Raw genomic sequence first — 9,688 nt, forward strand, 5'->3', positions numbered from 1 at the left:
CGCCTGACCTTTGCCGCCCGCTCTCCTGCCCGCCCGCCTTCTGCCCGCCCACACGCCCCCCCGTTCGGGATGAATGTGAGATTCAGTCGCTCTGAGTGCAACAAAGGCGCATTGATCCCAACCAGGGAGGGGCCATTGACGCGGAAGGGGGGCGGGGGTCAAGCAGGCTGAGCGCTGAGCAATCTCGCGCAACGCAGCAGACCGAGGTGACTGTAGGCCTGCGGATGGTTGCCGAGGGATCGTTCGGCGATGGGATCGTATTCCTCACTGAGCAGTCCGGTGGGCCCTGCAGCACTGACGAGTTGGGCGAACAGTGCTTCGGCTTCGGCGCGTTGTCCCACCAGTAGGTATGCCTCCACGAGCCAGGCCGCACAGAGGTGGAAGCCACCTTCGCCGCCGGGCAGTCCGTCGTCGTGGCGGTATCGGTACACGGTCGAGCCGCTGCGCAGTTCGGCTTCGGTGGCGGTGACGGTGGCCGCGAAGCGTGGGTCGGCCGGGTCGATCAGTCCGGACAGTCCGATGAACAGCGTGGCGGCGTCGAGGTCGGTGCCGTCGTACGCGGCGGTGAAGGACTGCACTTCCTCGTTCCAGCCGTTGGCGAGCACTTCCTCGCGGATGGTCGCGCGCAGAGATGCCCAGCTGGGTTCTGTTGTGCGACCGAATTTTTCGGCGAGTCGGATGGCGCGATCGACGGTGATCCAGCCCATCACCTTGGAGTAGACGTGGTGACGGGGGTTGTCGCGGATCTCCCAGATGCCGTGGTCGGGCTCGAACCACCGACGCTCGACGGCTTCGACCATGGCGCGGACGAGATCCCAATCGTCTTCGGACAGAACGTGGTCCGATCCTGCGGCCTTGCGTGCATGGGCGAGAGCGGACACCAGTTCGACGATGGGACCGAAGACGTCCAGCTGAACCTGTTGATTGGCAGCATTTCCCACGCGTACCGGACGCGAGCCGGCGTAGCCGGGCAGCTCGTCGATGACGGCCTCGGGCGGTAGGCCGAGACCCCAGATCGTGTAGAGCGGGTGCAGACGCTCGGGGCCGGAGACCGACTCGAGCACACCGTGGATCCAGGAGAGGTAGTTCTCTGCCTCCGCCATCGATCCCACGTCGACCAGCGCGGTTGCGGTGAGTGCGGCGTCGCGCAGCCAGCAGTATCGGTAGTCCCAGTTACGTACTCCGCCGATGTCCTCGGGCAGTGAGGTGGTGGCCGCAGCCATGATCGAGCCGGACTCGGCATGTACGAGGCCGCGGAGGGTCAGTGCCGATCGCTTCATCAGATCGCGCTTGAGTGGAGGCAGGTCCAGGCCGTCGGCCCAGTCCTTCCAGTATGCCTCCGAGGCGCGGCGACGCTCCACCTCGTCCCACGGGTATTCGGTCAGATCGTCTGTGCCGAGCCGCAATTCGAGAACGATCGGTCCGTCGGACGGATCGACCTCGGCGTGTGCCGTCTGCTGAGATCCGTCGGAGACGATGTTCCAGGTGACGCCGGGACTGCGCAGCACCATCGGATCTGCGGTACCGAGAATGCGGAGACCGTCGACATCGGGTTCGAGTGAGGCCCAGGCCTTTCCGAATTCCGGACGCGGTGCGAAGGTGACCACGGCGGTGGCCTTGCCGGTGATGACTCGCGTCAGCGCGGTCTGGCCCTGGCCGATGTCGTGCGGCAGGTAATCGGTGACCTGCAGGCTGGCCCACTTGGTCTGCACCGTCATCGTGCCGTCCACGTACTGCTGACTCAGCGGAAGTGATGCGCGGGTGGGTCCGACGCTGAAGTGGCCGGCCTGATCGCCGCCGAGCAGGTGCGCGAACACTGCTGCGGAATCGGGTTCGGGGTGGCACAGCCAGGTGACGTCGGCGTCGGGGGTCAGCAGCGCTACGGCATTGGGGCTGGCCAACATCGTCAGTCGTTCGATGCGTGGGGCGTCGGCTCCCGAAAGCCACTGCCGTCGCTCTTCGAGCAGAAATGCCAGGGCGAGCGCGACCTGCTCGGTGCTGTCGATCCGGAACTCCGCGAGGGTGTCTCCCGGCCCGATCTTGACGCCGATGTCCGGCCCGTGCAGGTGTCCGAACGCCTTCTCGTCGGTGACGTCGTCGCCGAAAAAGACTGCGGCAGTGGCGGCTTCCTGATGGCGAAGAATGTCGAGGGCGACGCCCTTGTCGGTGACGATGACGGCCAGTTCGATGACGGACTTGCCTTCGGTGACCTGAACGCCGTCCCGCGCAGCGGCACCGGATCGCACCGCTGCGAGCGCTTCGTCACCGGCGGCGGTCTCGGCATTGCGGACGTGCAGCGCGACGCTGGCCGGCTTTGTCTCGATACTCACGCCGGGATGGGCGTCGGCGATGGCCTGGAGTTCGCCGGTGATGACGGTGAGGAGCTTCTTGGCGTTCTCGTCGATGGCGTTGATGAATCCGGCGTCGAACTCACTGCCGTGACTGCCCACCAACTGCACCTCGGACGGCAGGCGGGAGAGGATCGCGAGATCGCGGAGGGCACGTCCGGAGATGACGGCAGCGTTGGTGCCGGCCAGGGAGGCGAGCCCGCGCATGGCGCTGACCGACTCTGGGTGCGGGAAGGCCTTCTGCGGGTCGGAGACGATCGGCGCCATGGTGCCGTCGTAATCGGACGCGACGAGCAGACGCGGAGTCCGAGCTACTCCAACGAGTGCGCGGCGAAGTTCGAGCGGCAATTCGAGAGCAGTCACCCGTCGAATCTAGGCGATGAACCCCGCCTCGGCGTACCTGGCTTTGTGCGCGTGATGTATCACTGCTGGTCGGGGACCAGACCGGGCGACGGAGTCACACCGGAGGCCGCCGACATCGAGGCAGCGGACTTGGTCACGATGGCCAACATGGCGCGTTGCGCGCCGTCTGCATCGCCGGATTGGATCGACGACGCGACCACGCCGTGCAGCCGGATCGCCTCCGGGTCGGCCTGCCGCGACATCAGGGAATGCCGGGTGCGTCCGGCCAGCACCTCCACCACGATGTCGGACATCGACCGCAACATCGGGTTGCCCGAGGCCGCCAGCAATGTGCGATGGAAATTGCTGTCGTGCTCGAGGTAGGCGTCGGAATCCGCGGCCCGGGACGTCGACGACATTCCGATGACAGCGGCCGTCAGCGCGCCGCATTGCTCGGGCGTTGCTCGATGCGCCGCGAGCTTGGCCGCCAAAGGCTCGATGCCCGAACGCAATTCGCTGAGCAGCAGCAACTGCTCGGCGCGGGCGGGCCCGGCCAGTTGCCAGCGAATGACCACCGGATCGAGGGAGTTCCAGTTCTGCGAGCCCTGCACGGTGATCCCCACGCGCCGACGCACGGTGAGCAACCCCAGCGATTCCAGGACGCGGACCACTTCCCGGACGACGGTCCGCGACACCGTGAACCGCACGGCGACGTCGTCGGCCGAGATTCGGGTCCCGCTCGGGATCGCGCCGCTCACGATGTCGCGACCGAGCTCGTCGAGCACCGAATCGTGAAGCTGGCGGAAGTCGCTGGTCTCGCTCATGTCCGACCGATCGTCCCACGGGTTGCCCGGATTCTCGCGTCTGTCCGATCCGCCGGAGCGAGATGGAGCAGTATCGAGGGATGGCATCACAGACGACAGGCAGAGCGCATCATCCGGTTCTCGTAGTGATGGGAGTGTCCGGTTCGGGCAAGTCGACGGTGGCGGGAATTCTCGCCGGCGCGTTGAAATGGGACCTGCAGGAGGGCGACGACCTGCATCCGGACGCAACGTGGCCAAGATGGCGGCCGGTCAGCCGCTGACCGACGAGGACAGGTGGCCGTGGCTCGACGTGATCGCGGAATGGATCACCGACCACACCACGACGGGCCGATCGGGGATCGTGACGTGCTCGGCCCTCAAGCGGACGTATCGGGACGTGCTGGCTGCTGGGTCGAGGGAGGGTTCGGAGGTGATCTTCGTGCATCTGGCCGGAACGAAGGATCGGATCAGCGGTCGCCTCAATGCTCGGATGGACCACTTCATGCCGTCCTCGCTGCTCGACACGCAGATCTCGACCCTCGAGCCGCTGGGTGAGGACGAGAACTCCATCGTCGTCGACATCGGTCCGCCCCCGACCAAGATCGCCGAGCACATTCTGCTGGAGCTCGAGAAGCGCGCGGGAATGTCCGAGAGTCACTGATCGAAGAAAACTCAAGCAAGCATGCTTGCTTTTAAGTACTACGAATGACCGAAAGGACTTGTAAAAGTATGACGAATGCGAGATAGTGAGCTTGTTCACTTTTTCAGTGAGGAGACAGCTCATGGTGCGAGGCGCACCCGCCAGGCCGGTCCAACTTCCCGTACCCAACGCAGACGTATGGGACTGGCAACTCGACGGACTGTGTCGCGGATTGGACTCGTCCGTGTTCTTCCATCCCGAAGGCGAACGAGGACGCGCCCGCACCTCGCGTGAAAAATCCGCCAAGCAGGTCTGCGGCCGCTGCCCGGTACTCGAACAATGCCGCCAGCACGCCCTGGAGGCGAACGAGCCCTACGGCGTGTGGGGCGGAATGTCTGCACACGATCGCGCCGACTTCTACCGCGGAGCCGTCCGAACCGCTTGAGCTTCCTGTACCGCGGATGCGGAGACGTCGACAACGATCTCCGTCATCCCCGCCTCTTCGGGTAGCGCCGAGGAAGCCGGACGCACCGTCCGGTGGCTGACGTCGGGGTCGACCAGCAGTCGTGATCCACGGTCCACCTCCGGGAGTGTTCTCGACCGATCTCCGCGAGTCTGGTGTCGGCGGCTCCGGACGCGTTATTCTTTGGCAATGACCACCGGGACGGCGTTGCGCCACACACGGATCGGTGACCCGGCCCTGTTTTGACGGGAGCGCGGGGTCCGCCTTGTTGTGTTGATGGTATCGAAAAATCAACCACGACAGGAGAATTCATGCCCACCAAAACTTTCCAGATCCCGATGGCGGATGGACACGCCGACGTCTTCGCCGCGTTTCCAGATGACCAGGTGCCGCACCCAGGCGTTTTGATGTATCCCGATGCGTTCGGTCCTCGGCCCGTGCTTCGTGAGATGGCACAAAAGTTGGCCGCCCATGGCTACTACGTGCTCGTTCCCAACATCTTCTACCGACATGGTCGAGCGCCCCTCGTCGCGCTTCCCGACCACATCGGAGAAGAAATTCGGCCGGCACTCGTCGACCAGTTGATGCCTTTCATCCATCTGCACACTGCCGAGCGCGTCTCCAGCGACGCCGAGGTCTACCTACAATTTCTTGAAGAACAGCCTGAAGTGAGCACAGGTGAAGTTGGGGTGGTCGGTTACTGCATCGGTGGTCTGCTCGCGACGCGAACCGCCGCCGTGTACCCGAGCCGGATTGCCGCGATTGCCGCATTCCATGGCCCGGTGGCAGCGGACCGAATCGAAGAGCTTGCGAAAATCACCGCCGAAGTCCATTTTGGCCACGCCGCAGGCGATCTGACGCCCGAGGCTCTGAACGAATTAAATAGAGCGTTGGACGCCGCACAGTTGAGCTACAACTCCGAGATCTATCCCGGCACAATTCATGGGTTCACGATGTCCGACACGGACGCCTTCGATCCGGCTGGGCTGCAGCGGCACTGGGACCGGTTGCTCGCCCTTTTCGAGAGGGCGCTGGGGACCAACTGAATGGCACCGAGAACTCAGGCGAGTGTCTTGACCACAGTTGCCGGCACCCCGGCCACCAACGTTCGAGGGGGTACGTCGCGAGTGACGACAGCGCCGGCACCGATGATGGCTTCCGCGCCGATGGTGACGCCTTGCAGGATCAGTGCTGATGTTCCGATCCAGACGTTTCGTCCTATCGTGATCGGTGCCGAGGTGATTCCGGCCCGTCGCCCGGCGGGTTCGATCGGATGCCCCGAGGTGATCAGGCTGACATTGGGCCCCAGCATGACGTCGTCATCGATTTCGATCCCGCCGATGTCGTTGAAGCGGCAGTTCTGATTCACGAACACATTTCCGCCGATGCGGATGTTGATCCCGTGGTCCGAAAAGACCGGTGGAATGAGATGGAAGTCGTCGTCGACAGTTTGTCCGGTCAGTTCCTGCCAGCCCTCTCGAATGGCCCGCTGGTCGGTGTAGGGGATCGTACTGATTTTTGCTGTGAGCATGATTGCGCGCTGCACTTTTTCGGCGAAGTTCATGGCGGTCCTCTCTGCGAACCTCTTCCGGATGGGCATGTCGAGCAAACTGCACCCGTTGAAGGTCGACAAACAACCTCGAGGTCGGCGAGTCACAACCGATGGTTGTCCGTATAGGGTTCGACGGTGGATACGGAGGCCGTGCGGACGTTCGTGGCAGCCGCAGACGGAGGTCAGTTCCAGGCCGCCGCTGACGGGTTGGGGCTGACACAACAGGCTGTATCCAAACGCATTGCGGCACTGGAACGAAGCCTCGGTGTCTCGTTGTTCGTGCGTTCCGGGAGGGGAGCCCGATTGAGTGTGGACGGGCAGGCTTTCCTGCCCCATGCGCGCGAGCTGGTCAAGAGTGCACAGCGGGCCGCCGGTTCGGTGGCGTTGGGCATCAGAGCATTACGGGTCGACGTTCTCAACCGTCGCACGGCTCCTGCGACCTCACTGCAGGCATTTCACAGGATCCACCCACAGATCGATCTGGATGTCGTCACCCTCCCCGACGCAAACACCGACGCTGCCCTCGACGCCGTCTTGGACGGCAGTGTGGACGCAACTTTCCGCGCCATCAGCGCTACGCGCAGTCGAACGCTTCCGGCCGAACTTCGGTCGACGCGCGTCATCGACGATCGCCATCAACTACTCACCGGGCCGAAGCATCCCCTTGCTGACAAGGCTTCCGTCTCCCTCGCAGATCTTCGTCCACACCGGATATGGATGCCAGGCGTGCGTTCGGACACCGACTGGGGTGCATATTACGACGAGTTCGGCCGAACGTTCGGGATCCGAATCGACTCGGTCGGAACAAGTTTCGGCGTGGACGTACTTCTCGAAGAGCTTGCGAATTCTGCCCTTATATCCACTCTGATCGGTGAGGGGTCCAGGTATCTGTGGCCCGAGTCCTACGATCTGCGCAGAATCCCGATCGTCGATCCCACCCCGGTCTATCCACATGCGATCGTCTGGCGCGCTGACAACAGGCAACCCGCGCTGCGGGTTTTCCTCGAGTACTTGCAAAGCTCGCAGAGCAGTCAGAAGAACCTCGCCCTCGCCGAAACCTGGACGCCGCCCGCCTGGGCTTGATGCGCCACGAGGACGCTGGCAAGTGCATGCGCGTGGCCTGAACACGTTCAATCGCAATCGATGTAGAGAGGGTGGAGCACGGCCCGGGTGGCGGTGAATGCAGTGGCAGTGTTCTTCTCCTCGGCGGGTGCTCTGCCTAGTACCGGTCAGACGCTTCACGGCAACGGCGGCGCGTTCACCACGCGATAGCCGGGTGCCTCGAGGGTAGCTCCCGCCCGATCCGTCGAACTTGTCGGTGGCATCGTGTTTCATGACGATCCATGAACAAGGTCCTGCGTGCGACGCTCGTCAGTGCGGTCGTCATCACCACCGTCATCGGAATTGCGTCCTTCGTGCTGAGCTTCGCCGCACTGTGGGATCTCGCCACGATGGCAGGCGTTCCGCGCTCACTGTCCTGGCTGTGGCCGGTGATCGTCGACGGCACCATCCTGCAGGCCACGATCTCCGTCATCGCGCTCGCCCAATTCGAGGATCAACGCAGTGGTCGACGCTTCTTCTGGGGCGTGTTGATCACGGCAGCTCTGGTGAGTATCGGCGCAAATGCCATGCACGCCTTCATCTCCGACGCCGGCACACTGCATCCAGCCCTGTCCGCGGCCATTGCCACCGTCGCCCCGGTGAGCTTGTTGGCCGCGACGCACGGACTCGGCATCCTCGTTCGGATACCGGCGGAACTGCCGAAGACGATCGACATCGCCGACGAAGACCCCGCCCCCGAAGAGGTGGCAATCGCGGTCCCGAGAGTCGAACCCGTGACACCTGGGGCCGAACTCCCCACCTCCAAACTCCCCACGCCCGACATACCGGCACCCGCGCCGATGGTCCGTACCGAGCCGGTCCGCACCGAACCAGTCCGCACCGAACCAATCCGCACCGAACCAATCCGCACCGAACCAGTCCGCACCGAGCCGGGTCGAACCGAACAGCGCCCGCCCGAAGCCTCGGTCACCTCGGTGCGCACGGTCGAACCTCTCGACGAGGTGGATCGCTGGATTCTCGACGAGGAACGGGTGGACGATCTCTATCCCGTCGACGCCCCATGACACCCGGTGGCACCATCGAAGTATGAGTTCACATCTGCCGAGATCCGTCGTTCCCGAGAAGCCGAAGCCGGGCCAGGAGTCCGTCTGGGATTACCCCCGCCCGCCCAAACTCGAGGCCTCCAACCGTTCCCTGGTCGTTCGGCTCGGCGGCGAGGTGGTCGCCCGCACCACCGCCGCGTACCGCGTGCTCGAGACGAGCCACCCACCGACCTGGTACATCTCGCCTGCGGACGTGGTTCCGGGTGCGCTGACGCCCTCGGACGCCCGCTCGACGCACTGCGAGTGGAAGGGTGCTGCCACCTACTGGGACGTGCACGGTGGAGATACCGTCGCACCCGCCGCAGGATGGAGCTACGAGAACCCCACTCCTCGTTTCGCCGAGATCGCCGGGTACCTCGCCTTCTCGCCCAGTCGTCTGGACTGCGAGATCGACGGCGAAGCGGTCCGGCCCCAGGAAGGCGGGTTCTACGAGGCTGGATCACCGACGACGTGGTGGGCCCGTTCAAAGGAATCCCAGGGTCCTACGGCTGGTGACGGTCTAACTACCAGGCAACTCCGCGCGGTGATGATCTGAATCGAACTGCTCGCGCCCGGGTCGCTGCCGGTCACCAGCACGTCGCCGGTCCGCGGATCGACCGCAACCGAATTGGCCTGCGTCACCGTCGGGACATCGCCCAGGGTGCGCGGAGCAGCGGGATCGGACACATCGACGACCCGCAGTACGTTCGATGCGGTCAGCGTCACGAACAGCAGCCGTCGTTCGGGATCCACGGCGAGCCCGTACGGGTTGCCGGGCGCATCGATAGAAGCGATCTGACGAATGTCCCCGTCAGCGTCGACCGATGCGAGAAGGACCGTGCCGCCATCGGTGTCGGCGAACCCGGCCACCGTCTGATTCACCGTCACCGCGTGCGTGAGCTTGACGCCGATCGGAGCCTGCGCCACCTCCTGCTGCGTCGTACCGTCGTAGACCCACACACCGTTGCCCTGCACATCTGCGACGGCAGCGAACGGGCCGAGAGCGGCGACACCACCGGGTTGGACGGGGCCAGGCGGTAGTTCCCCCACCACCGACCCGCCGCGCAGGAAGATCACTCCGCCGCCCATCTCGTTGGTGGCCACGATGGTGCCGTCGGAAGTCTGCACGGCATCGTGCGGTTGACGGCCGACGCCGGTGGCGGTCGACAGAATCGCGCCGTCGGCGAGCGAGATCTCGAGCAGTTCGTCGCTGCCCTCGAGCGGAACCAGCACCGGGCCGTCGGGACCGGCCAGTGAGAGATGACGCGGCGCACCCGTCGTCGAGACCATCTGCCGCACAGCGCCGGTGGCCGCGTCGAACAGCACCACGCCGTCGGGCTCGCGCCACCCCGCAGCAGCCGATCCCCGGACGCCCCACCACAACACCCGTCGGGAA

Annotated in this window: 9 protein-coding genes and 2 pseudogenes; 8 read left to right on the forward strand and 3 right to left on the reverse strand. The window is 64.6% G+C overall.

Features of this window, described 5'->3' with window-relative positions; translation table 11 throughout:
• Positions 1–158 precede the first annotated feature (158 nt).
• Together otsB and RHBS_RS18800 are read right to left on the reverse strand one after the other, a co-directional pair.
• A complete protein-coding gene (gene otsB, locus RHBS_RS18795; protein ID WP_121872170.1) occupies positions 159–2,711 on the reverse strand; it encodes a trehalose-phosphatase in 2,553 nt (850 codons plus the stop codon).
• 59 nt (positions 2,712–2,770) lie between these two features.
• Positions 2,771–3,514 (reverse strand): FadR/GntR family transcriptional regulator, encoded by a 744-nt coding sequence (locus RHBS_RS18800; protein ID WP_121872171.1) that lies wholly within the window; start codon positions 3,512–3,514, stop codon positions 2,771–2,773.
• Positions 3,515–3,594: 80 nt separating this feature from the next.
• On the opposite strand from RHBS_RS18800, the pseudogene RHBS_RS18805 reads away from it, so the two are divergent.
• The 3 genes and pseudogenes from RHBS_RS18805 (at position 3,595) to RHBS_RS18815 (ending at position 5,642) form a co-directional block, all read left to right on the forward strand.
• A pseudogene (locus RHBS_RS18805) lies at positions 3,595–4,154 on the forward strand (gluconokinase).
• Between the two features lie 121 nt (positions 4,155–4,275).
• A complete protein-coding gene (locus RHBS_RS18810; RefSeq protein ID WP_008713079.1) occupies positions 4,276–4,578 on the forward strand; it encodes a WhiB family transcriptional regulator in 303 nt (100 codons plus the stop codon).
• Positions 4,579–4,838: 260 nt separating this feature from the next.
• Positions 4,839–5,642 (forward strand): dienelactone hydrolase family protein, encoded by an 804-nt coding sequence (locus tag RHBS_RS18815; RefSeq protein ID WP_237669406.1) that lies wholly within the window; start codon positions 4,839–4,841, stop codon positions 5,640–5,642.
• Positions 5,643–5,656: 14 nt separating this feature from the next.
• On the opposite strand, the gene RHBS_RS18820 is transcribed toward RHBS_RS18815, so the two are convergent.
• Positions 5,657–6,160, reverse strand: a complete 504-nt coding sequence (locus tag RHBS_RS18820) for a sugar O-acetyltransferase (RefSeq protein ID WP_187298548.1) — start codon at positions 6,158–6,160, stop codon at positions 5,657–5,659.
• A 123-nt stretch (positions 6,161–6,283) separates the two neighbouring features.
• Here RHBS_RS18820 and RHBS_RS18825 point away from each other — a divergent pair, with 123 nt between their 5' ends.
• The 5 genes and pseudogenes from RHBS_RS18825 to RHBS_RS31625 all read left to right on the forward strand — a co-directional run bounded on the left by RHBS_RS18825 (position 6,284) and on the right by RHBS_RS31625 (position 9,549).
• Positions 6,284–7,231: a LysR family transcriptional regulator gene (locus RHBS_RS18825; protein WP_128646215.1), complete on the forward strand. Its 948-nt coding sequence runs from the start codon at positions 6,284–6,286 to the stop codon at positions 7,229–7,231.
• A gap of 260 nt (positions 7,232–7,491) precedes the next feature.
• Entirely contained in the window at positions 7,492–8,274 is a 783-nt protein-coding gene (locus RHBS_RS18830; RefSeq protein WP_128646216.1) for a DUF2637 domain-containing protein, read from the forward strand.
• A gap of 22 nt (positions 8,275–8,296) precedes the next feature.
• Positions 8,297–8,808 (forward strand): annotated as a pseudogene (locus tag RHBS_RS18835) (DUF427 domain-containing protein).
• A 375-nt stretch (positions 8,809–9,183) separates the two neighbouring features.
• Positions 9,184–9,333, forward strand: coding sequence for a hypothetical protein (locus RHBS_RS29130; protein ID WP_187298549.1), 150 nt, complete (start codon positions 9,184–9,186; stop codon positions 9,331–9,333).
• A 93-nt stretch (positions 9,334–9,426) separates the two neighbouring features.
• The gene (locus tag RHBS_RS31625) at positions 9,427–9,549 is read left to right on the forward strand and encodes a hypothetical protein (protein ID WP_272913878.1); all 123 of its coding nucleotides are present in this window, start codon (positions 9,427–9,429) and stop codon (positions 9,547–9,549) included.
• Positions 9,550–9,688: the final 139 nt, after the last annotated feature.

Origin of the sequence: Rhodococcus sp. BS-15, from assembly GCF_000813105.1 — a bacterium.
Lineage (GTDB): Bacteria > Actinomycetota > Actinomycetes > Mycobacteriales > Mycobacteriaceae > Rhodococcoides.